The sequence below is a fragment of the Chitinophaga sp. 01L420 genome (genome assembly GCF_056399985.1).
This window is the reverse complement of the sequence record NZ_JBFTSK010000015.1, coordinates 161,714-187,802: the sequence shown is the minus strand read 5'-3', so window position 1 is coordinate 187,802 and position 26,089 is coordinate 161,714. Positions and strand designations below refer to the sequence as shown.

The window sequence follows — 26,089 nt, the reverse complement described above, 5'->3', positions numbered from 1 at the left end:
GCTCTTATCTAAAAGCTAACTGCTAATAGCTAACAACTATTTCTTCATATACATTACTTCTTTCACCAGTTTCACGGTACGCTCAACATCAGGCAGGTACTGTTTAACCAGGTTAGGCGCATAGTGCATAGGAGCATCCTGTGCAGTAATACGACGGATAGGTGCATCCAGGTAGTCGAAACCTTCTTTCTGGATACGGTAAGTGATTTCAGAAGAGATGCTTGCAAAAGGCCATTGTTCTTCTACGATTACCAGGCGGTTCGTTTTCTTTACAGATTCCAGGATGGTGAACCAATCCAGCGGACGAATGGTACGCAAATCGATTACTTCTGCTTCGATACCTTCTTTTGCCAGTTCTTCTGCTGCACCCAGTGCTACTTTCATCATTTTGTTGAAAGAAACGATGGTTACATCTTTACCTGCACGTTTAATATCTGCTTTACCAATAGGGATGATGTATTCTTCTTCAGGCACTTCACCCATATCGCCGTACATTAACTCACTTTCCATGAAAACAACCGGATCGTCATCGCGGATAGCCGCTTTAAGCAACCCTTTTGCATCATAAGGGTTAGAAACGGATATTACTTTCAGCCCGGGGATATTGGCATAGTAGCTTTCGAAAGCAGTAGAGTGCTGAGCGCCGAGCTGTCCTGCAGAACCGTTAGGTCCGCGGAAAACGATCGGGCAGCCCACTTGTCCACCACTCATCGCGAGCATTTTGGAAGCGGTATTGAGGATCTGATCCAACGCCAGTACAGCGAAGTTCCAGGTCATGAATTCAAGAACCGGACGCAGGCCGTTCTGAGCAGCACCTACGCCAATGGCAGTAAATCCGAGTTCTGCGATCGGCGTGTCAATTACGCGTTTTGGACCAAACTCATCCAGCATTCCCTGGCTCACTTTATAAGCACCATTGTATTCGGCTACTTCCTCCCCCATAAGGAATACCCGTTCATCACGGCGAAATTCCTCCTGCAGGGCTTCTCTTAAGGCTTGTCTGAAAGCTATCTGACGCATGCTATTCTTAATTGAAAGTTTAATTGCCTTTATCGAAAGGCAGGGCAAAAATATTGTTTGTTAGCGAAAAAGCAAAGTAAACGCCCGATTAATAATTATTATGCCCCTGACATACACATTGTTGGCGGTTAATTAAAATAATTATATATATTTATATTTTATAACATTATTGAAGCCTGCCAACAATTTCCCGCTGTCATGATTACCATCACTATCCTGACCTTATGCTTTTTAGCTGCCCTTTCCTGTAAAATCAAAAAGGCCCGTTCTCCTGTCCTCCAGGTACTTTTATGGTATCTTCACCTGGTTTTTGGTTGCTTTGCCGGACTATGTCTGCTCCTGATGCTGAATAATTACGGTTTTAAAGGCACCCAGACAGAAAGGATTTTCTTTACCCTCTACGCCGGAACCGGCATGCTGTTATATGGCTTAACGAAACCAGACAATGACGCCAGGTATGCCTACCTGCTATGCTTCTTTGGTTTTCCTTTTGTGCTGCTACTCGGATTATTGATTCCTCCCCTGCGTACCATTACCCTCGTGGCAGCTATTACCCTACTCTCCGACAGTGAGTTTCAGCGCTATAATATTGATGATGATTATGCCCTGCAAACAAAAACCACCAGCATCTTATCCACCTACCCGGCATATAGCCTGGTAGAAGACAAATATTTATTCTTTGAGAAAATAACACCTGATGTAGTGACGCCCAGGACCACCCTGCATTCCCTGAAGATGTTGAAACGCGGACAGGATAGTGTTTGGATCAGGTTGAACAACCGGGATACGGTGATTGCAATTAGCTATTAGCCATTAGCTTTTAGCTTTTAGCAAAATGCAGCGGAGATAAACATATATTTATGTTCTCCGCTGCATTTTGCTAAAAGCTAAAAGCTAATGGCTAATAGCTAAAAAAACTATACTTTTTCAATAATAATCGCACTTGCTCCACCACCGCCATTGCAGATACCTGCAACGCCGTAACGGGCATTCTGCTGATGCAGGATGGAATTGAGGGTTACCACGATACGTGCACCGCTGCAACCAATAGGATGTCCCAGGGCTACTGCACCGCCCCATACATTTACTTTATCCAGCGGCAGACCAAGGTCTTTTGCATTGGCAATAGGCACGCAGGAAAACGCTTCATTTACTTCCGCATAATCCATATCCCCTATTTGCAAGCCAGCTTTGGCCAGGGCATTGTTGATGGCTTTTAMCGGCGTAGTTGTAAACCATTCCGGCGCCTGGGAAGCATCTGCAAAGCTGATGATTTTAGCCAATGGCTTCAATCCCAGTGCTTTCAGCTTTTCACCGCTTACCAGTACTACTGCTGCTGCACCATCATTGATATTGGAAGCATTGGCGGCGGTGATGGTACCATCTTTCTGAAAACTTGGTTTCAGGGTAGGCACTTTTTCAAAGATGACTTTTTTATAGTCCTCATCTTCTGCCACCGTTACCACCTGTTTACCAGGTACCTGCACCGGTACTACTTCTTCCTTAAAATAACCTTTTTCCCAGGCAGCTGCTGAACGTTTGTAGCTTTCAATAGCGTAGGCGTCCTGGTCTTCCCGGGTAATGTGATACTCTGTAGCACACAGTTCTGCTGCGTTGCCCATATGGAAATCCTTGTAAGGATCCCAGAGACCATCACGGATAATACCGTCTATAATGTTTCCATGTCCCAGTTTATATCCTGTACGGGCTTTATCCAGGTAATAAGGGGCTGCGCTCATGTTTTCCATGCCGCCGGCCACCACTACTTCGTTATCACCCAACATAATGCTTTGTGCGCCCAGCATAATTGCTTTCATGCCGGAGGCACATACTTTGTTAACAGTAGTACAGGGTACACTATTGGGAACTCCCGCTGCCAGACTGGCCTGGTTGGCAGGGGCCTGACCCAGGTTGGCACTGAGTACATTGCCCATATACACTTCATTCACTTCTGTTGCTGCAATACCTGCTCTTTCCAATACTGCTTTGATAACGGTAGCACCGAGCTGTATAGCCGGAACGCCTGACAATGCACCATTGAATGAACCTATTGGTGTGCGGGCGGTAGCTACTATAAATACTTCTTTCATCTGATAAATAAGATTGATTTGGCTAATTGATAATCTACCAAATATAAGGAAAGATAGGTGAACAATAATGGCGCAGAAGACCGGATCTTCTGCGCCGTTAGCTTCATCTGGTTATATATTACTGGATAACGATGGGAGTTGCTTTTTCTTTATCAGCTCCCTTGTTCTGAATGTAATAAACACCTTTAGGTTGTGTACTCAGGTCCAGTCTGATCTGCCGATCCTTCATTATTTCCGTACGTACCAATGTGCCACTGCTATTGTATACCTCTATCACTAAAGAGGTAGCCGGCACTTTCTCCAGCTTAAGGTACACAACGCCATTAGATGGATTGGGGAAGACATTCAGTTTGCGAACAGTTACCCCAAGGTCCGTCAGGCTCGTCTTCACCAACGTGTAGTTATTACTCAGCCGCGCCTGCATAAAAGCCAACACCCGGATGGAATCGCTCACCGTACGTCCATACATACTTACCTTTAATTTGTAAGTACCAGGCTGACTAATTGTGATGGTCCGGGAGGTATCACCGGTAGACCACAAATAAGTAATATCATGATTCCAGATGCCTCCGATTGCGGTTACCGCATCCAGGGTGATCGAATGGCCCGGCAAAATGGTGGTATCGGGGCCGAGATTAACGCTCACAAAGGGGATGATCTCTACCTGTCTCCTGACGGAATCAATCACATGTAAACTATCCTTCACCCGCATGTATACCTGGTAAATGCCTGCCTGCGAATAAGTGTGCGAAACGCTGCTGCCTGTGCCAGTGGTGTAATCTCCGAAATTCCATAAATAGGTGGCGTTACCTGTACCTGGTGCAGGAACCGCTGTAAAGTTCATCGTCAGCTGACCGTTATTAGCCCTGCTGTAACTGAAGTCTGCCCGTTGCTGCTGTGGGTGGCGTACCACAATGGTATCGCTGGCGGAGCGTCCGTACATCGTGGCTTTCAGCCAATAGGTACCGGGCTGTGTCACCGTTATACTCCTGCTGGTATCACCGGTAGACCATAACCAGGTCACATCGTGGTCCCAGAATCCAACCGCAGATACACCGTCCAATACGAGCCCCGTACCTGGAGCAATGGTAGTGTCCTGGCCCAGGTTAACGGTAACAGGTGGCCTGATCGTTATAATGTGTGAGATGCTGTCCTCCTGATGGGCTACGGTATCTGCTACCCATAAGGTAACCAGGTAATCACCTGGATGTGCATAAGTATGTGCAGGATTGTAAGCCGAAGAAGAGGTGCCATCGCCAAAATTCCATTTACGCTTGCCAATGTAGTTCCGCAGGCCGGTGTAAAATTCAGTAAACTTCATGGTGAACAGTCCATTGTTCACCCGCTGCGCTGTAAAATTGGCTTTCAGACGACAATTGTTGGTCACTACAATCGTATCTGCACTGACCTTGTTACCATAGGTAACAGCAAGCCAGTAAGTACCGGGTTGTGTTACCAACACGTTCCAGGTGGTATCGCCGGTAGACCACGAGTAGGTAGCTCCCGCAATTGTTTCTCTGGGCGCCAGCCGGAGGCTAAATCCCGGGCATAGCGATGTATCCGGTCCCAGGTATACCTTTACCGGTAAAGAATCTCTTTGGTTTGTGGTGAAATTTAGCGGAAGGGATTTTGCCTGTCTACTGAAAATCAAAAAACTAAAAATAAAAAGTAGTAGATATTTATTCATGGGTTAAGGGTTTTCATTTTGCTTGAAGAGCCATAAAATTATGCATTCCTTCAACTAATTTAAATTTATTAACATACATGATACCTTTGCCTGCACTTTTCCAGCCTTCGTCAATTTCCCGTATGTTTGCAGTTGCGTGATATCTCAAAACTCCATACAACAGATCCTCAGCCGCATAGACATTGTGGAAATAGTGGGCTCCTTCGTTAAACTTAAAAAAAGGGGCGCCAACTACCTGGGTTTGTGCCCGTTTCACAACGAAAAATCCCCGTCTTTCACCGTTTCTCCTGGCAAAGAGATTTATAAATGCTTTGGTTGCGGCGCCAGCGGCAATTCCATCAGCTTTATCATGGAGCACGAAAAGTACTCCTATGTAGAAGCGCTGCGGTGGCTGGCACAACGTTACCAGGTAGAGCTGGAAGAAACAGAGKTAAGTCCTGAGCTGAAACAGCATCAGCTCATGGCGGACAGTTTGTTTATCATCAACAACTACGCCCGGGAGTATTTTACAGATGTCCTTTTCAACAAAGAAGAAGGGCAGAATGTAGGCCTTAGTTACTTCGAAGAACGCGGATTTACGGAAGAAACGATCAAAAAGTTTCAGCTGGGCTACTGTATGAATACCTTTGACTCCTTTGCAAAATCAGCATTGGATAAGGGGTATAACCTGGAATACCTGCAAAAAACGGGGCTGGTAGCCATCCGTAATGATCAGCCGGCAGATAATTATCGCGGGCGTGTGATTTTCCCTATTCACAACCAATCCGGTAAGATCCTGGGATTTGGTGCACGTATCCTGGTAAAATCAGACCGGGCACCTAAGTACATCAACTCTCCCGAAAACGAGATCTATGTAAAAAGCAGGGTACTGTACGGTACCTATTTTGCACGGCATGCCATTGATAAACTCAATGAATGTTTGCTGGTAGAGGGATATACAGATGTGGTTTCCCTGCACCAGGCTGGTGTGGAAAACGTGGTAGCGTCCAGTGGTACTTCGCTTACGCAGGATCAGCTCCGGCTGATAAAGAAATATACCAATAACCTCACTATCCTCTATGATGGGGACAGTGCTGGTGTGAAGGCTGCACTTCGTGGGCTGGATATGGCCATAGAAGAAGGCCTGAACGTGAAACTGGTATTGCTGCCGGACAAAGAAGATCCGGATAGCTATGTGCAGAAGATAGGTGCAGAAGCGTTCCGCGAATTCATCAAAGATAATAAGCAGGACTTCGTACTGTTTAAGCTGCAGCTGAGCATGCAGGAAGCAGGCACCGACAGCAATAAAAAATCGCAGCTGGTAAATGAAATTGCCGAAACCATTTCCAAAATTGATAAGGCAGAAGATTTTACCCGGCAGCAGGATTATATCCGGCAATGCAGCCAGTTATTACATATTGATGAACAAGGGCTGATTCAGCTGGTCAATAAATTTATCCGTGACAGGCTTGTCAAACGTGAGCAGGCCCACGCCCGTAATAACCCCGCTCCCGACGACGATGGACTCAGCGAAGAGGCCATTGCCGCTATGGAAGCTGCCGAGACAGGCATTTCTGTAGAATCGCTGATCAACGGGCACGAAAAGCAGGAGAAAGAGCTGGTAAAAATCTTACTCCGCTTCGGTGATAAACCATTTAGTGAAGAAGAGAATAGTACGGTGGCAGATTATGTCTTCCATCTCCCCTATGACTTTGAAGCACTTGCAGAAAGCGAAGTGGTAAAAAGAATCTTAAGAGAATATAAAGTGCTGTATGATACCGGTAATCTGCAGGATAAGAAATGGTTCCTGTATCATGAGGACCAGGTTTTGTCCAAACAAATTGCCAATATCCTCGAAGATAAGGAGGCGGACCTCAGCATGAACTGGAAAGACCGTTTTGAAATAGATACCGTGTATGGGGATAATGCTTATCTGAAAGATACCATCTCTACTACCAACTATCTTATTCTCCGTAAGATCAAAAAGCTGATCTACGAAAACCAGGAAGAAGCGAAGAAGGCGACGGACATGGATCAGATCATGAATTGCCTGGAAATGCAGAAACACCTGAACTCTCTGGAAAAAGAGCTCACTAATGGTATGGGTACCGTTATTTTCAAATAACCGTTTACGTTAGTATAAAAAAATAACCCACGGTGCTATACCGTGGGTTATTTTTATGCTGTTATCACTATTTTCAGATCCGTTCCCATACCTGGAACGAAAATGCGTATTGATTTTTTTCATCTGCTTCATGACGCTCATCCCTGACCAGTTCGAACTCTCCCCCATCTATCTGCGGGAAGAACGCATCTCCGGGAACAACGGCGTATACGCGGGTAAGATAAATACGTTCAATTAACGGCCATGCCTGTTCGAAGATCTGGGATCCGCCGGTAATAAACAGCTCCTCTCCTTCAAATGTTTTTGCTTTGGCAATCCCCTCTTCAATAGAACGTACTACATAAGCGCCTTCCGGCCGATAATCCGGCTGCCGGGTAATCACAATATTTGGTCTGCCTGGCAGGGCTTTGCCCAGGGATTCAAATGTTTTGCGTCCCATAACAATGGGTTTGCCCAATGTAGTGGCTTTAAAATATTTAAGATCCGTTGGTAAGCGCCAGGGCAGCATATTATTGATGCCAATAACATTGTTATCCGAGGCAGCTACAATGATGGATATACGCATATAAAGAAGGTTATATAGCTACCGGAGCTTTAATGGCTGGATGGAACTGATAATTGACCAGTTCAAAATCTTCATACTTAAAAGAAAAAATATCTTTTACTTCCGGGTTGATCTTCATCACCGGGAGCGGGAAAGGTTGTCTGCTTAATTGCAGGTTGGCCTGTTCCATATGGTTGCTATAAAGATGTACATCACCGAAAGTATGTATAAAATCTCCGGCGTCCAGGTTGCAGACCTGTGCCATCATCATGGTGAGCAGTGCGTAGGAAGCGATATTGAAAGGTACGCCCAGGAATACATCGGCGCTGCGTTGATACAGCTGACAGCTCAGTTTTCCACGGGTTTCCCCTTTGGCTGTATCTGCCGGGGTGACATAAAACTGGAACAGGCAATGACAGGGGCTGAGTGCCATTTCTGACAGTTCACCTACATTCCATGCGTTCACGATGATACGGCGGGAGTCCGGATTGTTTTTAATGGTGTTTACAGCCTCTGTAATCTGGTCGATTACTTTTCCGCTACGGGTTTCCCAGCTACGCCATTGCTTGCCGTATACAGGTCCCAAATCGCCATTTTTATCAGCCCATTCATCCCAGATGCTGACACCATGTTCTTTCAGCCAACCGGTGTTGGTGTCGCCTTTCAGAAACCACAATAATTCGTATATAATAGATTTAAGATGCAGTTTTTTGGTGGTGACCACCGGAAATCCTTCCTGTAAATTAAAGCGCATCTGGTAGCCAAAGCAGCTGGTAGTACCGGTTCCAGTACGATCTGTTTTAACGGCGCCTTCCCTGATAATATGTTGTAATAAAGATAGATACTGATCCATAAGGGCGCAATTTACGAAGTTTACAATCGAAAAAATATAACATAATTATATCAAACAAAAAAAACCGAAATACCTGTAAAATTTCGTAATCTGCTATAATAATTCAACATTACAACAAGATCGGCTTAATGAGAACTCCCTCCCCCGGAAGATGTACTGAAAAACCTGTGTTAGCCATTCCGGTAGGGTAATTACAGAGGAAAATAGTTTTAAATAATACAACCAAAATCAAGAACAGTTTTAGTCCTTTAATCATCAAAATTACTATCAAACTATATGATAAAATAACCTCTTTTACCACATCACCATTTATCTAAACCAAACAAGCTATGCTTCTACCAAAATCCAGCTTGCTGGTACTGCTATGCCTGTGCAGTACCCTGGCACTATTTGCGCAACAAAGTATTTCCGGAAAAATAAAGGATGCCGTAAGTGGCAAACCTATTCCAGGGGTCACCGTTCGGGTACCCAATATGAACAAAGGCACCATCACAGACCCCGATGGCAAGTTCACCCTGGCCATTCCAGCTGGAACCACCAGTTTACTGGTGAGCTACACCGGCTACAAGAGTCAGACGGTGGCATTGAAACCAGGAGAAACGATATTGAATATTTCTATAGAAGAAGATTTTGCCCGTCTGGAAGAAATTGTGGTAACGGGTTTGGCCACCAATGTAAAGCGAAGTAACCTTGCCAATGCGGTAGCCACTATTTCCGGCAAGGAATTAAATGGAGTAGCGCCTGCCCAAACCTTTGATGCAGCCCTTAGTGGCAAAGTACCGGGTGCATTGATCACCGCCAACTCCGGAGCTCCCGGTGGTGGTATTTCCGTAAAAATGAGAGGTATTACTTCCGTATTCGGAAACTCCCAGCCCCTGTATGTAGTAGACGGTATTTTCTTCAATAACAGCAGTATCCCGGCCGGGTTGAATGATGTTACCGGCGCCGCTACCGCAGGCAATCCCAATAACCAGGATAACCCTTCCAGCCGTATTGCGGATCTGAACCCTGAAGACATTGAAAATATTGAAATTCTGAAAGGTGCTTCAGCGGCAGCCATGTATGGCGCCAAAGCAGCAGCTGGTGTAATTATTATCACCACTAAAAAGGGGAAGACCGGTCAAACGAAAGTAAGTGTAAACCAGGAAGTAGGTTTCACCCAGGTAAGGCACCTGATGGGCGTACGCACGTTCACAGAAGATGCAGCCGCCGATCTGGCTGGTGCTGCCAGCAATCCGGATCCTGCTGTGCAGGCAAAACGGGCTGCTTATAAAGCACAGTTTAATACCGCCAAAAATGCAGGCAAGATCTATGACTATGAAAAAGAAATGTTTGGGCAAACCGGACTGGTATTGAACACCGGCGTTTCTCTCAGCGGAGGTAGTGAAAAGACCACCTTCTATCTCTCCGGCAACAGGAGGCAAGAAGATGGTATTGTGAAGAATACCGGTTATTTCAACAACTCCATTCGCCTGAATGTAGACCATAAAGTAAATGATCGTGTATTCCTTGGCGTTACTACCAATTATATAGGGTCTTCTGCTGACAGGGGGCTTACCAACAACGACAACAACGGTGTATCCTATGGTGTTGCATTGTCTTCCACACCTGATTTTGTGGAGCTGCATCCCAATGCACTGGGAGAATATCCGCGCAACCAGTTTGCTTCTTCCAACCCATTGGAAACACGTGATCTGATGGCCAACAACGAAAAAACCAACCGCTTTGTAGGTGGGGGTAACCTGGAAATTAAACTGCAGATGAGTGATCGTTCTACTACCCGCTTTATAGGTCGCGGTGGTATCGATTATTTTAACTTTAAAACCGCTGCACTGTTCCCCCGTAACCTGCAATTTGAAGAAAACAACCTGCAGGGACATTCTATACAGGGCAACACCAACAACACCAATACCAATATTGCGGGCTTCTTCATCAATTCATTTACACCTAATCCTAACCTCACGTTAAACAGTACAGTAGGTGCTACCCTGGAAAATGGTTTCATGGATAACATTGTTACCAATGCCACTAACCTGGTATCCGGACAAAGTAACCTGGACGCCAGTGCCAATACCAATACCCGCCAGTTCCGGCAGAAATTCCGGGATAATGGTATTTTCATACAGGAGGACCTTTCTCTTATGGATGCCATCACATTAAGTGCAGGTGTGCGTTTTGACAGGTCTACCAACAATGGTGACTACAAGAAGTACTATGTCTTCCCTAAAGGATCCTTTTCCTGGAACCTGACCAAAATGAAATTCTGGAATATTTCCAGCATTGATAACCTGAAGATCCGTGCCGCTTATGGACAGTCTGGCAACGTGCCTCCCTATGGCAGTAAATTTACCGCTATGCTGGGTAGTAATATCGGCGGATTCCCTGGTGTACTCGTGGACAACCTGCAGGGAAATCCCGATATCAAACCAGAACGGCAGGCAGAATTTGAAACGGGTTTGGATATCAGTGTGCTGAATGGCCGTATCAGCCTGGAAGCCAGTTACTATAACAAAAACATTTATGACGTACTGCTGCGCCATGCATTGCCTGCCTCCACCGGTTATGCCAATGAGTGGAAAAACAGTGGTGACCTAAAGAACGAAGGTATTGAACTGGGACTGAATACCATTCCCGTGAATACCGCCCAATTCAGGTGGAACAGTACTATTAACTTCTGGTTTAACCGCAGTAAAGTTACCAAACTGATCATTCCTCCATATGCCATTGGCGCTTTCGGTAACTCACTGGGAACTTTCTACCTGGAAGAAGGACAGCCGGCTACGCAGATCAAAGGTACTGTGGATGGTAAACTGAAACTTATCGGCAACTCAGAACCTAAATTCCAGATGAGCTTCTTCAATGAAGTGACCCTGTTCAAAAACTTCTCCCTCCGGTTCCTTATTCACTGGAAAAAAGGTGGCGACAACATTAATCTTACCCAGCTGCTGACTGACCTTGGCGCTACTTCCCCTGACTTTGATGAAGTGAGCAATGGCACCAAGGCAGGGCTTTACCGTCCCGGCGCCGGTGATGCATCTATTTATGTACAGGATGCTTCGTATGTGCGTATTCGTGAGATAGGTTTATATTACAACGTGCCGCTGAAAAACAACAAAACAATCAGAGGTTTACGTCTCGGCATTTCCGCCAACAACTTCTTTACCTGGACTAAATATGTGGGTTATGATCCGGAAGTTTCCAACTTCGGCAGTAACACCATTACTACTTCGCAAAGCCGCGGCAGTATTGGGTTATCTACTGGTGTAGATGTGATGCCTTTTCCTGCATCTAAAAGAGCCAGTTTTCACGTTGGTATAGATTTCTGATCATTTTCTCTCTGCTAATAAAATCATTCTATATGAAAAAGTATATCTCAACGATCGCTGTTGTTTTCTCGCTACTGTTCATCAATGCATGTCAGAAGGGAGAAATCAATAGTCTCAATACACCAGTTGTAGACGGTATTTCAAAAGATCCGTCCAGAAGTGATTTGTTTAACCTGGTAACCGGCGCCGAATCCGGGATGCGCAACAGTCTTGCTGCTTACCTGGATGGCGTAGGCGTTATAGGCCGTGAAATTTACCGTTTCTCTACTGCAGAACCACGGTATACCACGGATTTATTAGGTGGTGGCACCAAGCTGCTGGATAACAATACCTTTTATCTCACCAATCCATGGGCTTCCCGTTACCAGGTAGCCAGGCAGTGTTTTATCCTGCAGGATGCCATCAGGAATACCCGTACAGAAATTGCTTCCGATGCACAAAAGAAAGCCTTCCTGGGTTATTCAAAAACGCTGATTGGCTACCAGCTATTACTGAATATTAACCTGACCTATACCAATGGTGCCCGTATACCCGTAGCCAGTGGTGGCACCCTGGGACCGGTAATCACCAATACCGACCAGGTACTGGATTCTGTGTTGAAATTTTTGGATGAAGGCAAAACGGATCTCACCGGTTCTGAAGTGATTTTCCCATTATCCGCTGGTTTCAACGGATTTAAAGATGCTGCCGGCTTAATCAAATTTAACCGTGCGCTTGCGGCAAGGGTACATATTTACCGTAAAAACTGGGCAGCCGCGTTAACTGCGCTGAATGAATCTTTCTTCGACCTGAACGGTAATCTGAACATTGGCATCTCTCACAGCTTTTCTACCAACGGTGGTGACCTGGCAAATATCATGTTCATTGCGCCTAATGGTAACGGAGAAATAAGGGTATCGCATCCATCTTTCACCACTAATCTTGCTCCGGGRGACGACCGGCTGGATCTTAAAACAGCTACCCGTACTTCTTCTGCCAGTCAGGGTGGATTAACCGGCAACCGGGATGTGATCATATGGGCTTCCCCTAATTCACCTATCAGCATTATCCGTAATGAAGAACTGATACTGATCTATGCAGAAGCAAAAATTCAACTCAATGCCCTGCCTGATGCCATTGTTGCTATCAACAGGATCCGTACCGCCCATAATCTTGCTCCTTATCCCGGCCCATCCACGCAGGCAGCACTGATTACAGAACTGCTGTATAACAGGCGCTATTCCCTGTTCATGGAAGGACATCGCTGGATTGATGTAAGAAGATATAACCTGTTGGGCACCTTGCCTAAAGACAGACCAGATGATGACGTGTGGGAGAAATATCCGTTGCCTCAGAGTGAGAGCAATATTTAGAGAGCGGTTAGCCATTAGCTTTTAGCTTTTAGCAAAAATGCAGCGAAGAGAAACATATATACTATGTTCTTCGCTGCATTTTTGCTAAAAGCTAAAAGCTAATGGCTAATAGCTATTTAAATTCCCCTTCTCTTCATTTCCTTTCTGATCAGGGCCAGTTCTCGTCCCATTTGTCCGGCGATGGAAGTATTTTCCTGCGCCCTGCGAAGCAGGTAAGGCATTACCTCTTTTACCGGGCCATAAGGCAGATATTTACTGACATTGTAGCCGGCATGTGCCAGGTTAAAGGTGATGTTATCACTCATACCCAGCAACTGGGAGAAGCTAACATGCGGATGATTGTGAATAATGCCTTTTGCATCCAGCATACGGGCGGCCAGCATGCAGCTGTTTTCATTATGTGTACCAATGAAAACTGCGAGCTTATCCAGGTGATCCAGACAGTATTTCACTGCAGCATCATAATCCCTGTCTGTGGCTTCTTTACTCGGTTGTATTGGTGTAGGATAATTATTTTCTGCGGCGCGCTTATTTTCTTTTTCCATGTATGCACCACGTACCAACTTTGCTCCCAGCAGATACCCTTCTCTTTCTGCTTTCTGCAGCGATACCTGCAGGAAGTTGTAACGGTCGTGACAGTACATCTGGAAAGTATTATATACTACTACTTTTCCTCTGTTGAATAAAGACATCATCTCATCTGTGAGATCGTCAACCGGATCCTGAATCCAAGATTCTTCTGCATCCACCAGCACTGCTACGTTATGCCTGGAGGCAGCTTCCGCAATCGCATAGATGCGATTACGCACACGGATATATTCTTCCTGTTCTGCGGCGGATAAGGCTTCTTTACGATGCACCTTTTCCAGCAGGTCGAACCTGGCAAAACCGGTTATTTTAATGGCTATAAAAGGAATGTCGGGTCTGCTACCTGCGTATTGGATAGCCCGGATAAACTCTGGTACAGCAGCATCATAGCTATGTTCACCTTCCATGGCTTCCACCCCATAATCCAACGCAACGCCGACATGATAGTTGCCTAACTGCAATGCAGTCGTAGCCGCTTCTTCCAGGCTTTCGCCACCACAGAACTGTGAGAAAATAGTTTTTTTGATAATCCCTTTAATGGGTAATCTCAGTTTAAATGCGATGGGTGTCATCACTGAACCGAATTTTACCAACCAGGGTTTCCCTATATTACTAAAGAGAAAGTTGGCTTTTTTCAGTGCTTTGTCGGTCTTTGCCTCAAATGCAATAGCCGTATTATCAAATGATAAAGGTAGCTGCTTTTCCATGGGCCGCAAAGTTAGGGTGCGTCCACCTTTTAAACAAAAATCATTATAATATCAGCATATCTTTTTAACAGCGTTATCAGATATTGTCTATTGCTTCTCATAAATTGTTTAAGCATACCTGTTTACCGCTGTTTATTTTATTACTTTTAGGTCTTTTCTATTACATACAAAATTCCCGGAATATGCTATTTAAAACTGATACTATCTCCCAAACTGYCACCTGGCAAAAGACTTTTATCCTGTTTCTACTGGGGGGAATAGTATTCACCGGCTGCCAGCCAAAAGCGCCGGAAGCCGCTACTGTGAACCTGAAAACACCGGGCGTTAAGTATATTTCCTATAAGGGCACCACCGGCCAAAGGACACCGGTAACTCTCCCGGACAGCTCCCGGGTGATCCTCAATTCTGCCTCTGTGCTGGAAGTACCGGAGAACTATCTGCAGGGCAACCGTGCCGTCATACTGGATGGCGATGCTTTTTTCAATGTCACCCCTGCTACCGATACTTTTACGGTAACCAGTGATAAGTTGAGAGCAACCGTCTTAGGTACTTCTTTCAAAATGCGTTCTTTTGCCAGTCAACATGGCGCCACCGTATACCTGCTTACCGGGAAAATCCGGGTAGGAAAATCCTATCATTCCACTACCGATAACCAACCGGAAATACTGGAACGCGGACAAATGATCCTGGCCAATAATGAAATAGACCTGATGGAAAAAGAAACCTATCATCCGGAAGAACTGGAAACCTGGTTGTCAGATACGCTTCACGTTCAAAATGCCAATCCAATGACACTGAGCCGGGTATTGGAAGAATGGTTTGGTGTAGAAATAGAAATGAAGGGAGATGCCTCCAAATCGCCTGTGATCACAGACGCCCGCTTTTTTAATGCCACCCTGGAAGATGTATTGCGTAACCTGGGCGAACAACAACATTTCAAATATAAAATCACCAACAATAAAGCAGTGATTACATTTTAGTATATCCGTTAACGTTAGTTATACATTTTCACTGAAAAGACAAGCGGAACTCTCAGAAGCATTGGGAGTCCGCTTGTCTTTTCAGTTTTTGTCTAGTTGTTCTGAAAGATGATAACCCTGTTAAATTCTTCTATCTTCCGTATAATAAAAAGGCTATCGTTAAAATAGTCCATGTCATAATCCTCCTCCCCCCAGATCTCAAAACGACTGGTACTTTGCGCCAACCCCACTTTATCAAAGGCGGCCTCATTCCAGTCCAATGCCTGCTCTTCTGCCAGTTCCCTGGCTTCTACATTTACATGCGCATCGTTTGAAAACACGATATGAAAAGTGTAGTCGTCCTCAAAACGTACCGTGATTTCGTTCTCATTCATGCTGACTGTTGGCTGATTCTCGATCACCGGCTCTGAATAGAAGTCGGTTAAAGCGTTTTTCAGCGTGTCGATATTTGCGTTAGAGTCTGGCAGTATAAATGCCAGATAGGAATAAAAAGAATTTGCCATTCTATTTTAAATTTACAGACGGTCAATATGCAGATTGTAATATACAGCTGATTTTATAAACCTGCACGGATTTAATTATTATTAGTATATACGTTACCGTTAGTTTCTTATTTTTCTGTTGAAAGAAAAAATATCCGCATCGGGATTTTTCTTTCCCTGTATAAGATCTGTAATAATGTTGGCGGCGATCTGGCTGAAAGTGATGCCGTTGCCACCAAAGCCCAGTGCAAAGTAGGTATGCGGCATTGGTGCAAAAGTACCGATAAATGGCAACCCATCTTCCGTAGACCCGAAAGTACCGGACCACTTGAACTCCGGCCGAAAACGGAGTTCCGGAAATTTTTTATGCAGGTCTTTTTCCAGGGCCACCGCTTTGCGGTGAATCAGTTTATCCCGCCTGGTAGGGTTATAGAAAGGTTCGTCTCTCCCTCCTATCAGCACCCGGTGGTCGCTGGTAACGCGCATGTACAGATATGGAGATTTTGTTTCCCAGATCAGGCAGTCCTGGTACCATTGCTCCACGGCATGATTAGGTTCACTAACCACGGCATAGGTAGCATTCAGCGTCAGCAGGGGGAGCTTTATATATTGCAATACTTCGTAGCCGGTGGCAATCACCAGGTAACGGGCAGTAATCTGTTTCCCATATGCGGTTTTCAGTACCACACTCCGTGGACGGAATTCCATATCCACCACCGCAGTGCGGTCATATACCGCCCCACCGTGGTGGATATTATGCTGATGCAGCGCATGTGACAACAGGTAGGCATCGGTTTGTGCAGCCGTATGTGAGTAGATGGCCGCCGGTGCAGTAAAGCCCATCTTATCTGCTACCATGCCTTCGTCCCACCAGTCCATTTTCAGCCCCAGGGCTTTACGGGCCTGGTATTCTTTCGTTAGCCCCGCCACGTCTTTGCGATAAGAGGCCAGGTAAAGACTATGCTTCTTCTCAAAATGAGGAAACCGCAGGGTTTTACAAATACTTTCCAGTTCCCCGATAGATGCCGCACATAGTTCATATGCCCTGCTGGCGGCGGCCATGCCGACCTTTTCCTGCAGCCTATATAAAGGCGTATCAATTTCATACTGCAACAGGGAAGTGCTCGCGGCGGTGCTACCCAACCCGATTGTGCGGGCATCCACCACTACGGTAGATATACCTGCGCGTGTTAAAGCATAGGCGGCCAAAGCGCCGGAAATACCACCGCCTATTACTGCCACGTCTGTACGAATATCGGCTTCCAGCCATGGGTAATTGAATGGAAGGCCATTACGGATGAGTGAATAAGGGTAACCTGACTGAAGATCCATATCACTGATTTTACAAAACCTACACCAAAGAAATTCGTAACTTCTACTCACCAAAAATAACTGTTATGAAAAAACTGTCCTTCGTAACCGCATTACTATTTATGGCCGCGAGTGCTTTTGCACAAACAGCTCCCTGTTGTCATACAGACGCGGTAACGGAATTTRCCACCCTCGCCAACCGGGAAGATTTCCGCATGGCACATAAAGATCCGTTACCCTATACGTACCAGGGCACTACCGGTACCAATATCACGTTCAACACTACCGACGGCACACCTGCACATGGCTTCCTGTTTAAAGCCAAAACAGCTACCGATCAATACCTGCTGGTATACCAGGAGTGGTACGGATTGAACGACTACATCAAAAAGCAATCTGAAAAATTATATAATGACCTGGGAGGGAAAGTAAATGTGTTGGCGGTAGACATGTATGATCAGAAGGTAGCTACTAACCGCGAGGATGCGGCCAAATTAATGCAAGGAGCCACCAGGGAGCGGTTAGGCGCCATTATGCGGGGCGCTATCGCCTATGCCGGCAAATCAGCGAAAATAGCGGCTATTGGCTGGTGTTTTGGTGGAGGTATTGCACTGCAGTCGGGATTACTGGCAGGCACTCAAAATATTGGTGTGGTGATGTATTATGGCATGCCGGAAAAAGACGTGAATCAATTGCGCACTTTACAAGCTCCGGTGCTGGGTATCTTCGGTAATAAAGACAAAGGTATTACGCCCCAGGTAGTAGACGAATTTGAAAAAAATATGCAGGCTGCGGGAAAAACGTTAACGGTTAAACGTTATGATGCAGATCATGGTTTTGCCAACCCAAGTAATCCTATTTTTAACAGTGCTGCTACGGAGGATGCTTACATACATGCGTTGGCATTCCTTAAGAAAGCGTTTAGGGGGTTTTAGCTTTTAGCCATTAGCTTTTAGCTTTTAGCAAAATGCAGCGAAGGGAAACATATATACTATGTTCTTCGCTGCATTTTGCTAAAAGCTAATGGTTAAAAGCTAAAACCCTTTACATCGCTCCGCCTACTCTCAGCAACAGCTCTTTTGTTTTCTTAATCCCTTCTTCTTCAGATAATCTTTCACCTTCGTATTCAATGCCCATAAAGCCATTGAAACCGGCATCCTTTACAATCTTCAAAATGCGTGTATAGTCGATAGTCTTTTCATTACCGGCATCATCGAAGTCGTAGGTTTTAGCGCTCACGCCTTTGGCAAAAGGCATCAGCTCTGTTACGCCTTCGTAACGATCGTATTCTTCCAGGCAGGTAGTTTTAGCCCAGGCTTCCGGTGTGTTACTTTCCGGCTTGGTTCTTTTGATGCAGAAGTTACCAAGATCCGGCAATGTGCCACAGTTAGGCATGTTCACCGTTTTCATGATGCCACTCAGCCATTTGCCGTTGGAAGACATCCCGCCATGGTTTTCCACGATAACACCGATGTTATGTTCCTTGCCAAATGTGGCCAGTTTGGTTAATGATTCGGCTGCTGCTTTGGCTACTTCTTCCGGCGCACCTTCTCCGGCAGCATTTACACGGATGGAATGACAGCCCAGGAAGGCTGCTGCTTCTACCCATTTGTAATGATTTTCTACTGCCTGCAATCTTTTCTTCACCTCAAGATCTCCCATTTCTCCTTCCCCATCGCACATGATCAGCACACTGCGTACACCCAGGTCATCCGCGCGTTTTTTCATTTCGGCGAGGTATGACTGATCCTTTGCCTTGTCTTTGAAAAACTGGTTTACATATTCAATGCCCTGGATACCGAATTCATTTTTAGCGCGGGAAGCGAAGTCGAGGTGGTTCATTTTACCAGCAAACAATGCTTTGTGGAAAGACCATTCCGCCAACGATATTTTGAAGAAAAGTTCTTTGGCAGCGGCCTCGCCTGCTCCGGGAGCTGCGGAGCTGTCTTTCGTCCCTTCCCGGGTGGATTTTCCATTATTACAGGCAGCCAGTACAGCGGGTAACATACCGATTCCCATCGTGTATAATCCCATTTGACGCAGGAATTGTCTGCGGTTGTTTACATTACTCATATCCGTGGGTTTTAAAATTTGCTCTCCTAAAATATTGCTTTACAAGGGGGAAAGCAAGTTTCAACAGGTGAAATTTTGAAAGCCTTATATAAAAGGGATCTGAGCGGGTAATGCATAACGGGTGGCTTCTGCCRCTGCAGCTGCCTGTAATGCGCTGTTGTAGGCCGCCGGCACGCTGTTGTTATGTGCAAACAGTCGCTGATAATTGGTGAGGTGCTGCGGATAATATTGTGCTACAGCCTGTAATACGAGTTGCTTGCTATCGGCCTCGCCTTCGCCCCATAGTGTGATGGAAGCGGGGAAAACATAATGGGCACTGTGTTGCTGAAAAGCAGCGTACATGCGTGCCAGTTGTTCCGGCACATCTGTGATAAAAGGCAGCAGCGGCATTAAGCTCACGCCCGTCATAAATCCCGCATCGGCGCATGCCTGCATAGCCAGCAATCGTTTTGCAGGATCAGGTGCTCCTGGTTCAAACTGTTTACCGATTACCGGATCAATGGTGCTGAAAGAAAAAGTAATAAAAACCTTATGCTGATATTGGGCCATATCAGGGGGTAAAATGGCATTTTCGTTGATGCGCCGGAGTAAGTCCAGATCACGCAGTACGAGGGGAGATTTGGTGATGATATGCACCGGAAACCGGTATTCCAGCAGTAGCTCCAGGATGCCTCTGGTTAGTTGTTCTTTCTCTTCTATGGGTAGATACGCATCCGTAACAGAAGATAATACAACAAAACCCTGTTGCTGTTTGCGGGCCCTGGCAGCCAGTTGCCGGCGAAGGATGGCTAAAGCATTTTCCTTCACCGACAACTTCTCGGCCATGTTAATACCGTATTTGCTACCGCGTATATAACAGTACAAGCAGTTGAATGTACAACCACTGTACGGATTAATAGTATAATCGTCCAGAAACCACGGATCTCTTTTCTTTGTTTTATTCAGCAGTGACGTCACTGTAATATACCTGGGCATACTTAAAGCAATGTCACCGAAGGTCCGTATTTTATTTCATCTCTTTTATCTCATCCAGTTCTTTTTGTGCGATCTTCTGGATTTTAGAGGTTTCAAGTAATGATAGCTGGTAGGCTGCTTCTGCTGCTTCAAGCGCTTCCGGCTTATTGCCCAGCTCCTGGCATATTTTCGCGAGGGTGCCCTGGTTGCTATACTCCCGTGGAGCTATCACCGCAGCGCGTTTTGCCAGTTTGTAAGCTTGCTGCAGGAATTGTTTGTCACCGGCAGCCTGGTACTGACAACGACGGGCGAGGAAACTCAGGCCTGCATCGTCCGTTTGCATCACGCCAGCTAATCCTTTGTCTGTTACTTTTACAAAGTTTTTCACGTTGGCAGTAGTAAGGTAAAATTCTGCTTCCATCATCAGGGCCTTCTTTTGTAAGCCGGCATCTGTGGTGTTTAACCAGGGAGACAAACGGGCATAAAAAGCGGTGCTATCCTTTTTACGGATCAGGCCATATAGTGTAGTGCTCAGTAAACGCTCCTGCATTTTGTTCACTGCTGCTGCATCATACTTCTTCGTATATTCCTTTACGTGAGCGGTGAAATACTTACCAAGTTTTTCATTTTCATCCCAGGAAAAAGCCTGAATGGTTTGCCATCCCAGGGGAGTTTGCAGATCAGCATCCGTTAGCTGTGCGATCAGCATTTTACTCACCGTATCTGCTTTGTTGCGATCTGTTTTTTGTAACGCCAACGCATATGCCAGCAAATTCTCTTTGCTGCGGCGACCGCTATTAAAAGCCTTTTCCATGGAAGCCAGGGAACGAGCAGGGTCCAGGGCTTTCTTTCCTTCCTCTATAAACTCGGGTAACTCCATCCGGGAGGTAGCTTTATGCACCAGTTCACCTTTGCTGTTGATAAACAGATAGGTAGGAAACACCTGTACGTTGTAACGTTCCCGTAGTGCAGGTCCCTCTCCTTTTTCCATATCAATTTTGTAGTTGATAAATGTATCATTGTAATAGGTGGCAGCCGTATCATTTACGAATACATTCTTCTCCATCCACTTGCAGGGAGCGCACCAGCTGGTATAACAGTCAATGAACACGAGCTTACCAGTGCGGGCGCTTTCTTTTAATACATCCGCAAAAGCATCTTTACGAAATACAATGCCCGACTCATTTTGCTGGGCCTGTGTGGTAATGCACCAGCTGAGCGATAAACTCACCGATAGCACGCTTAACAAAAATATCTTCTTCATACATTCATTTATTAATATCCCTGATTCTGTACCACTACTTTACCGGATGCCTGAATAGATTTCAATGGAATAGGCAGGATATATCGTTGCTTACCCATAAAGGCCGGTTTAAATGTTTTAATATCCAGTTCGCCTCTATTGGCATATCTCACCAGATCATACCATTCTTCTCCGCTCTCCGCGCCGAGTTCATGGATCTTCTCTTCACGGATGGCATTCAGCAAACCGGCTTTATCGTTGATCGTTACATCCGGCATCTGTGCACGTTTACGTACTTTGTTCAGCGCAGCCCTGGCTTCATCCAGCGAACCACCGCTTCTCACAATTGCTTCTGCCTGTACCAGGTATAGTTCTGCCAACCGGATAAAATATTCTGTATCGGAGTTGGAAGGAGCACCATCTACCTGGCCGGCCATAAACTTACCGTTCCTCACGCGGGTACCTGTAACCCTGATAGCCATGGAATCCCGCAGATCGCCTTTCATAAATGCGATGTAATAAGCAGAAGGAACAAACCAGGTATTAAATGCATAGCACTTGTTATTGATGTTGGTGCCGGCATCATACGGGGTCTGGAAAATCACCTCTTTTGTATCTCTTATTTTTTTGGAGAAGATGGTCTTAAAAGTATCTTCCAGGTTACGCTGGCTGCTCGTGGTTACCAGTTTGGCCATAGCAGCGGCTTCCGCGTATCGTTGCTGATAGAGCAATACTTTTGATTTCAGTGCCCGTGCGGCTATTTTAGAAGCATAAAAGGTACTGGAAAACTCATTCGTTTCGAGTATTGCTTCATCCAGGTCTTTATTGATCTGGTCGTAGGTGGCACGCACACCGGAGCGGGGAATGGCTTCTGCATCCTTTACCGGATCCACACGCAACACCAATCCATAAGCAGAGGTAGTATCGTAAAATTCTCCGAACAAACGCAACAGGTAGAAGTTACTCATAGCACGCAGGAACTTCGCTTCTCCGATGATCCTCGTTTTACGTGGGTCACTGCCGCTAAGCGCTGTGGTTTTGGTAATAATATGATTGCTCATATTAATCATTTTGTAACCGCCGGTATACATACTTTCCAGCCAATAGTTACTGGTAGGAACATTATTGTCTGCAAAATCGAAACCATCCTGCGCCGGGTCCATGGTGAGTCCCATCAGACTGGCAGCCGCCGGCATGTAGTAGTTAAAGGCTAAACCGGTGCCGTTCAGAATACCATAAGTACCGTATAAAGCGCTTTGTGCTTTTTCTACGGAAGTAATCGCGTTAGCATCTTCCAGCTGGTTAACCGGTGATACATCGGTTACATTTACCAGCTTGCAGGAAGCGAATAAAAAAGAGGTGACTATCGTAGCAATAATATATTGTTTCATGATCTTTTCGTTTACAGATTAACGTTAATACCTGCGGTAAATGAACGGGTCAGCGGATAGATATTGGAATCATAGCCCTGCGCAAAATTGCCGGCGCCGGCAGGATTCACTTCCGGATCCAGCCCTTTATATGGCGTCAAAGTAAGCAGGTTGCTACCGGTCAGGAATACACGAATATTATTGATCCGAACGCGGTTCAGTGCTGGTGTATTAAAGAGGTAAGCGATCTGTAAATTTTTCAGTTTAAAGAAGCCGGCTTTCTCAATGAAGAAATCGGAGTCACGTCCGTTCTGATTGGGATCACCCGAGACCAGGCGGGGTAAATTTGCGCCCTTATTGGATTCCGACCAGGAGTTCGTTAAAATTTCCTTTGCATAGTTACTGGTATTGCTGGCAAATAATAGCATGTCTTTACGACCTTTATTATACAGGGAGTTACCAATGCTGAAATTGAAGAAAGCAGTGATTTCCCATTTGCCGATCCGCACAATGTTATTCCATCCACCGTAAAAATCAGGCTCTGATTTTCCGATGATGCCACGATCCTCATCTGTGATGCGGCCATCACCGTTTACATCCACAAATTTAAGATCGCCGGGAGCGGTTTTGGATGCCTGGTAAAAACCATCCGGGGCGGTTTTGTTGAGAGCATCAATTTCTGCCTGTGACTGGAAGATACCGGCTGTTTTAAATCCTTCCATATACCCCATGCTTCGCCCTTCAACCAGTACGCCGTTGAGGTCGAAGCCACCATTCAGTTTTTCTACGCGGCTACGTATACGCGTGATGTTTACATCAGTGATGTAGCTGAAATTTTTATGGCGGATTACATCGCTTCCGATCTGTACTTCCACGCCACGGTTGGAGAAGTCTCCCACGTTGTAATATTGTTGCGCCGCACCTGTTTCCATGGTAATGCTGCGATAGAGAATCATATCACGGGTATACTTTTTAAAGTACCCGATAGTACCTCTTAATTTTGCTTTAAACATGGAGAAGTCAACGGCAGCATCCAGTTGATTGGTAGACTCCCAGCGGATATCCGGATTGGGAACGTCGTTAACGATCATCCCGTTTTTCCTGTTGTAGAAACTACCGGACGTAAACAAGGTAGTATACTGGAAATCGGAGAAATTAGCACTACCGGTTTTGCCTATGGATACCCGCAGTTTCATGTCTTCCAGCCAGGAAGCTGATTTCATAAAACCAGCTTCCGTTAAACGATAGGCCAGTGCTGCAGATGGGAAGAATGCCCAGCGGTTGCCCGGAGAAAATTTAGTGGATTCATCTGCACGACCGGTGAAGGTGAAATAATATTTACCTGCGAAATTATAATTGGCACGCAGGAAATAAGATTGTAATCCGCTGATCGTACCGCCACTGCTCCAGGTATTGAGGATGCTGGCGCCACCTAAGTGGTTCAGTGATTCATCATCGGAAAAGTTATTGGATTTGATAGTGGCAAAATCACTTTTGCTCTGCTGAAATGACATCCCTGCTACCGTATTCAGATTGTGTTGGCCAAAGCTCTTCAGGTAAGAGAGGGTATTATCAAAAATGCGGGAAGAGCTGTTGTTGGAATAATCTTCCCTGGAGCCAGTCCGGTTGTTCCTGATTTCAAACACATCAGAAGAAGGGGTATAGTTCAGCATATCTCCCTTTATAATATTATAAGAGAGATCGGAACGCCATCTTAATCCTTTCACGATTTCAATTTCACCAAAAAATGACATCATCATATTCTGGCTTCTGTTACGGTTTCTACGGGCTAATTGTGCCACCGGATTGGACTGGGAGCTATCTGGTGTTGCACCATATCTGCCCAGACTATCATAAGCGGGAATATCAGGGCGGTAACGGATAATAGTATAATACCCGGTACCAGTAGTGCTTTCCATCATGGAGTAGTTCATGTTGGTACCTAGGCGTAAACGATCAAACAGGGTCGTTTCCAGGCGGCTTCTCAGGTTATAGCGTTTAAAGCCACTGTTTTTGATAACACCAGCCTGGTCTGTCACGCTACCGGAAACAGAGTACAGCGTATTACCATTATTGGAACCTCCGTTGATGTTCAGGTATACATTGTTAGTCATTGCTGTACGGGTGACCAGTCGCTGCCAGTCTGTGCTGGTGCCGGGATACAATATAGAATCTTTGGGGGTAGGTTTACCTCCATTTTTATAGGCAGTTTGTACTGTTTTCAGGTAGTCCGCGCCATTCAGCATATGATACCTTTTAGCAAAATTATCGGCAGAAGCGGTGTACCCAACGGAGATATCTGCTTTGGGACCGGAACGTCCGCGTTTGGTGGTGATAATCACTACACCGTTTGCCGCGCGGGAGCCATAGATGGCCGCAGCAGATGCATCTTTCAGGATGTCCATGCTTTCAATATCTTCCGGGTTGATACTAGCCAGTGGTGATATTTGTCTGTATACATCATCGGCATATTGCTTATTGCCCTGGCCATTACCTACTTCCACAGGCACACCATCAATCACGTACAGGGGTTCATTGTTACCATAGGCAGAAGTACCTCCGCGGATGCGGATATTGGCTACCGCACCTGGTGCGCCGGTAGACTTCACCGCATTCACACCAGCGGTCCGTCCGGCCAGTGCTGCATCGAAAGAAGTGGTATTCATTTTTTTCATATCATCTGTCTTGATGGATGATACAGAACCGGTGAGGTCTTTTTTATTAACCTGTCCGTAACCTACCACTACTACGCTGCCCAGTGTTCTGGCATCTTCTGCCAGTTGCACGTCCATAGTTTCGCCGGTGATTACCAATTCGCGCGACAGCATACCGATGGCGGAGAACACCAGTATATTTTTGTCGGCGGGTACCTTAATAGTGAACTCTCCTTTTTCATTGGTGGCGGTACCACGGGAAGTACCTTTTACCAGCACAGAAGCGCCGGGTACAGGGCCTTTTTCCTTCACGCTGTTGACCGTACCAGAAATGGTGCGCATGGCGGCATGTGCTGTATTTTCCGCTTTCACGAAAATAACGATACCATCGTTCATGCTACGGTATTGCAGATCGGTATTTTTCAACAGTTGATCCAGGATTTGGGTAATACCCGCGTCTCTGAAGTCGAGTGTATTAACAGAATACTTTTTTACATCACTTTCATTGTAAGAGATGTTGATAGCGCTTTTCGTCTGCAATTTCTTCAGGCAGGAAGCAATAGTTTCGTAGCTGAAAGCAATGGTTGTTTGCTTTTGCAGGTACGACTGTGCGTAGGCGCGCAGCTGTGTAGCTGAGCATAACAGCCCGCAGAGCAGCATTACTTTCACCCATTTTTGTTGGTAGATGTTGGTTGGTAAAAATCCATTGTTCATAAATAGTTGGTATTTAGTATGAATGGTAAGGCGCTAT

Annotated in this window: 19 protein-coding genes; 6 read left to right on the top strand and 13 right to left on the bottom strand. The window is 45.7% G+C overall.

Annotated features, from left to right (window positions below; translation table 11 throughout):
* Positions 1–36: 36 nt before the first annotated feature.
* Complete coding sequence (locus tag AC1DP6_RS16800) at positions 37–1,068, bottom strand: pyruvate dehydrogenase complex E1 component subunit beta (protein WP_331969309.1); 1,032 nt, start codon at positions 1,066–1,068, stop codon at positions 37–39.
* Between the two features lie 150 nt (positions 1,069–1,218).
* On the opposite strand from AC1DP6_RS16800, the gene AC1DP6_RS16795 reads away from it, so the two are divergent.
* Complete coding sequence (locus AC1DP6_RS16795) at positions 1,219–1,830, top strand: hypothetical protein (RefSeq protein ID WP_477055860.1); 612 nt, start codon at positions 1,219–1,221, stop codon at positions 1,828–1,830.
* Positions 1,831–1,937: 107 nt separating this feature from the next.
* Here the strand turns inward: AC1DP6_RS16795 and AC1DP6_RS16790 are convergent, their stop codons facing one another.
* Both AC1DP6_RS16790 and AC1DP6_RS16785 read right to left on the bottom strand, forming a co-directional pair.
* The gene (locus AC1DP6_RS16790; protein WP_477055859.1) at positions 1,938–3,110 is read right to left on the bottom strand and encodes an acetyl-CoA C-acyltransferase; all 1,173 of its coding nucleotides are present in this window, start codon (positions 3,108–3,110) and stop codon (positions 1,938–1,940) included.
* Between the two features lie 118 nt (positions 3,111–3,228).
* On the bottom strand, positions 3,229–4,797 hold the full coding sequence (locus tag AC1DP6_RS16785; RefSeq protein WP_477055858.1) for a PKD domain-containing protein: 1,569 nt from the start codon (positions 4,795–4,797) through the stop codon (positions 3,229–3,231).
* Positions 4,798–4,933: 136 nt separating this feature from the next.
* Between AC1DP6_RS16785 and dnaG the strand changes: the two genes are divergently transcribed.
* The gene (gene dnaG / locus AC1DP6_RS16780) at positions 4,934–6,901 is read left to right on the top strand and encodes a DNA primase (RefSeq protein ID WP_477055857.1); all 1,968 of its coding nucleotides are present in this window, start codon (positions 4,934–4,936) and stop codon (positions 6,899–6,901) included.
* A 73-nt stretch (positions 6,902–6,974) separates the two neighbouring features.
* On the opposite strand, the gene AC1DP6_RS16775 is transcribed toward dnaG, so the two are convergent.
* Both AC1DP6_RS16775 and AC1DP6_RS16770 read right to left on the bottom strand, forming a co-directional pair.
* Entirely contained in the window at positions 6,975–7,466 is a 492-nt protein-coding gene (locus AC1DP6_RS16775) for a dihydrofolate reductase (RefSeq protein WP_477055856.1), read from the bottom strand.
* A 10-nt stretch (positions 7,467–7,476) separates the two neighbouring features.
* Positions 7,477–8,298 (bottom strand): thymidylate synthase, encoded by an 822-nt coding sequence (locus AC1DP6_RS16770; protein ID WP_477025944.1) that lies wholly within the window; start codon positions 8,296–8,298, stop codon positions 7,477–7,479.
* Between the two features lie 329 nt (positions 8,299–8,627).
* On the opposite strand from AC1DP6_RS16770, the gene AC1DP6_RS16765 reads away from it, so the two are divergent.
* The gene (locus AC1DP6_RS16765) at positions 8,628–11,624 is read left to right on the top strand and encodes a SusC/RagA family TonB-linked outer membrane protein (RefSeq protein ID WP_477025945.1); all 2,997 of its coding nucleotides are present in this window, start codon (positions 8,628–8,630) and stop codon (positions 11,622–11,624) included.
* A gap of 32 nt (positions 11,625–11,656) precedes the next feature.
* Positions 11,657–12,976 (top strand): RagB/SusD family nutrient uptake outer membrane protein, encoded by a 1,320-nt coding sequence (locus AC1DP6_RS16760; protein WP_477025946.1) that lies wholly within the window; start codon positions 11,657–11,659, stop codon positions 12,974–12,976.
* A gap of 116 nt (positions 12,977–13,092) precedes the next feature.
* Here AC1DP6_RS16760 and AC1DP6_RS16755 read toward each other — a convergent pair whose 3' ends face one another.
* Positions 13,093–14,271 carry a proline dehydrogenase family protein gene (locus AC1DP6_RS16755; RefSeq protein WP_477025947.1) on the bottom strand — a complete coding sequence of 393 codons (1,179 nt, stop codon included), beginning with the start codon at positions 14,269–14,271 and terminating at the stop codon, positions 13,093–13,095.
* 182 nt (positions 14,272–14,453) lie between these two features.
* Between AC1DP6_RS16755 and AC1DP6_RS16750 the strand changes: the two genes are divergently transcribed.
* The gene (locus tag AC1DP6_RS16750) at positions 14,454–15,251 is read left to right on the top strand and encodes a FecR family protein (RefSeq protein WP_477055855.1); all 798 of its coding nucleotides are present in this window, start codon (positions 14,454–14,456) and stop codon (positions 15,249–15,251) included.
* Between the two features lie 92 nt (positions 15,252–15,343).
* Here AC1DP6_RS16750 and AC1DP6_RS16745 read toward each other — a convergent pair whose 3' ends face one another.
* Complete coding sequence (locus AC1DP6_RS16745; RefSeq protein WP_477055854.1) at positions 15,344–15,754, bottom strand: hypothetical protein; 411 nt, start codon at positions 15,752–15,754, stop codon at positions 15,344–15,346.
* A gap of 99 nt (positions 15,755–15,853) precedes the next feature.
* On the bottom strand, positions 15,854–17,065 hold the full coding sequence (locus AC1DP6_RS16740) for an NAD(P)/FAD-dependent oxidoreductase (RefSeq protein WP_477055853.1): 1,212 nt from the start codon (positions 17,063–17,065) through the stop codon (positions 15,854–15,856).
* A gap of 65 nt (positions 17,066–17,130) precedes the next feature.
* On the opposite strand from AC1DP6_RS16740, the gene AC1DP6_RS16735 reads away from it, so the two are divergent.
* The gene (locus AC1DP6_RS16735) at positions 17,131–17,979 is read left to right on the top strand and encodes a dienelactone hydrolase family protein (protein ID WP_477055852.1); all 849 of its coding nucleotides are present in this window, start codon (positions 17,131–17,133) and stop codon (positions 17,977–17,979) included.
* Positions 17,980–18,088: 109 nt separating this feature from the next.
* Here the strand turns inward: AC1DP6_RS16735 and AC1DP6_RS16730 are convergent, their stop codons facing one another.
* The 5 genes from AC1DP6_RS16730 to AC1DP6_RS16710 form a co-directional block, all read right to left on the bottom strand.
* On the bottom strand, positions 18,089–19,117 hold the full coding sequence (locus AC1DP6_RS16730) for a sugar phosphate isomerase/epimerase family protein (RefSeq protein ID WP_477025952.1): 1,029 nt from the start codon (positions 19,115–19,117) through the stop codon (positions 18,089–18,091).
* A gap of 84 nt (positions 19,118–19,201) precedes the next feature.
* Positions 19,202–20,092: an SPL family radical SAM protein gene (locus tag AC1DP6_RS16725; RefSeq protein ID WP_477055851.1), complete on the bottom strand. Its 891-nt coding sequence runs from the start codon at positions 20,090–20,092 to the stop codon at positions 19,202–19,204.
* A gap of 31 nt (positions 20,093–20,123) precedes the next feature.
* Entirely contained in the window at positions 20,124–21,335 is a 1,212-nt protein-coding gene (locus AC1DP6_RS16720) for a thioredoxin family protein (protein ID WP_477055850.1), read from the bottom strand.
* A gap of 11 nt (positions 21,336–21,346) precedes the next feature.
* Positions 21,347–22,705 carry a RagB/SusD family nutrient uptake outer membrane protein gene (locus AC1DP6_RS16715; RefSeq protein WP_477055849.1) on the bottom strand — a complete coding sequence of 453 codons (1,359 nt, stop codon included), beginning with the start codon at positions 22,703–22,705 and terminating at the stop codon, positions 21,347–21,349.
* Between the two features lie 11 nt (positions 22,706–22,716).
* Positions 22,717–26,052: a TonB-dependent receptor gene (locus AC1DP6_RS16710; RefSeq protein ID WP_477055848.1), complete on the bottom strand. Its 3,336-nt coding sequence runs from the start codon at positions 26,050–26,052 to the stop codon at positions 22,717–22,719.
* Between the last annotated feature and the right edge of the window lie 37 nt (positions 26,053–26,089).

Bases quoted from the DNA above. Each gene is read 5' to 3' on its own strand.
- AC1DP6_RS16720 (WP_477055850.1), bottom strand. From the start codon at position 21,335: ATGAAGAAGATATTTTTGTTAAGCGTGCTATCGGTGAGTTTATCGCTC.
- AC1DP6_RS16785 (WP_477055858.1), bottom strand. From the start codon at position 4,797: ATGAATAAATATCTACTACTTTTTATTTTTAGTTTTTTGATTTTCAGT.
- AC1DP6_RS16715 (WP_477055849.1), bottom strand. From the start codon at position 22,705: ATGAAACAATATATTATTGCTACGATAGTCACCTCTTTTTTATTCGCT.
- AC1DP6_RS16765 (WP_477025945.1), top strand. From the start codon at position 8,628: ATGCTTCTACCAAAATCCAGCTTGCTGGTACTGCTATGCCTGTGCAGT.
- AC1DP6_RS16770 (WP_477025944.1), bottom strand. From the start codon at position 8,298: ATGGATCAGTATCTATCTTTATTACAACATATTATCAGGGAAGGCGCC.
- AC1DP6_RS16755 (WP_477025947.1), bottom strand. From the start codon at position 14,271: ATGGAAAAGCAGCTACCTTTATCATTTGATAATACGGCTATTGCATTT.
- AC1DP6_RS16740 (WP_477055853.1), bottom strand. From the start codon at position 17,065: ATGGATCTTCAGTCAGGTTACCCTTATTCACTCATCCGTAATGGCCTT.
- AC1DP6_RS16795 (WP_477055860.1), top strand. From the start codon at position 1,219: ATGATTACCATCACTATCCTGACCTTATGCTTTTTAGCTGCCCTTTCC.
- AC1DP6_RS16730 (WP_477025952.1), bottom strand. From the start codon at position 19,117: ATGAGTAATGTAAACAACCGCAGACAATTCCTGCGTCAAATGGGATTA.
- AC1DP6_RS16710 (WP_477055848.1), bottom strand. From the start codon at position 26,052: ATGAACAATGGATTTTTACCAACCAACATCTACCAACAAAAATGGGTG.
- AC1DP6_RS16745 (WP_477055854.1), bottom strand. From the start codon at position 15,754: ATGGCAAATTCTTTTTATTCCTATCTGGCATTTATACTGCCAGACTCT.
- AC1DP6_RS16775 (WP_477055856.1), bottom strand. From the start codon at position 7,466: ATGCGTATATCCATCATTGTAGCTGCCTCGGATAACAATGTTATTGGC.